1 protein-coding gene is annotated in these 1344 nt (G+C 56.5%); it reads left to right on the forward strand.

Annotated elements, in window-relative coordinates; genetic code table 11:
* Positions 1 to 184 precede the first annotated feature (184 nt).
* A partial coding sequence (locus tag ABSG49_RS12225) for an IS1182 family transposase (RefSeq protein ID WP_424026411.1) occupies positions 185 to 1344 on the forward strand: 1160 nt, incomplete at its 3' end.

Consider the following 1344-nt stretch of genomic DNA (forward strand, 5'->3'; position numbering starts at 1 on the left):
TTGACGTACGCCTGAGGCCGCCCGGCGAAGAGGGCGCCGCAATGGTGCAGGGCACCCGCCGTCCAGAAGCTGTGTAAAAATAGCTCCCAGAAAGGGAAAACGTCAACTTTACCATAGATTGCACCCTTGCGAAATGCTAGATTGTTGATGCATAACAGACATAACACGTAGGGGGTGCAGAACGGTGAGAAAGGATGACGAGGGGATGAAGGGATCAGGGAATGACCTGCCCGGTTGCGAGGGTGCATACGGAAGGAAGGCGGATGAAATAGTTCCCGATACAGAGTTCAAACCCCGGCTCGTCCCCGTCAACCGGAAGCAGATGAGGATCGTCCCCGTCGACGTGGAAAGGCTCATCCCCGAAGACCATGAGGCACGGGCGATATGGGATTTTGTCGGGAGTCTCGACCTTGCTTCCTACTATCAGGAGATTGGTTCCATCGAGGGAGAAGCGGGCCGCCCTGCCTACGATCCCCGGGTCCTCATGAGCGTCTGGATCTATGCCTACAGCAGGGGTGTCGGATCGGCGAGGGAAATTGCCCGACGGACGGAATATGATCCCCCCTTCCAATGGCTTGCCGCTATGGAGATCATCAACTATCACACCCTCTCCGACTTCCGCATAGGCCACAAAGAATCCCTTGATCGGATATTCGTCGAAGTGCTCGGCATCTTAAGCGCCGAAGGCCTCATCACGCTGGAGCGGACCACTCAGGACGGGACCAAAGTAAAGGCATGCGCGGGAACCGGCAGCTTCCGGAAAGAAGAGAAGATCACGGCCCATTTGAAGATGGCAGAGGAGCACACACGACTCCTTCAGGATTCAGAAGAGGAGGCGGGTCTCCGGCAGGAGAAGGCGCACATCCGGATGGCACAGGAAAGAAAAGAACGACTGGACCATGCCCTTGAGGAGTTCAAGAAGGTGACGAAAGCGGCTGAGAAGGCGCGGGTGAGCATGACCGATCCCGACGCACGGATCATGAAGCAGTCGGACGGCGGATACGCCCCTTCCTACAACCTTCAGATCTCGGCCGACGCCGCGTGCGATATCATCGTTGCCCAACAGATAAGCCAACATCCCGAAGACTTCAAGGAACTCATTCCCGCTATCCGGAGGATAGAAGAGAACACGGGGAAGAAGCCTCTTCAGATGATAGCCGATGGAGGCTACACCACACGGGAGAACATCGTCGCCATGGCGGAAAAAGGACTGGACTTCATCGGCTCTTTTGAAGGACGCACTCCTGTCCATCCAGGGCAGTTCGCCTCACGTGGTATAGATGACGCCTTCCGTCCCGACCGGTTTGTCTATGACCACGAAGCCGATGCGTATACCTGTCCCCA

Source organism: Methanoregula sp. (genome assembly GCF_049510175.1).
Classification (GTDB): domain Archaea; phylum Halobacteriota; class Methanomicrobia; order Methanomicrobiales; family Methanospirillaceae; genus Methanoregula.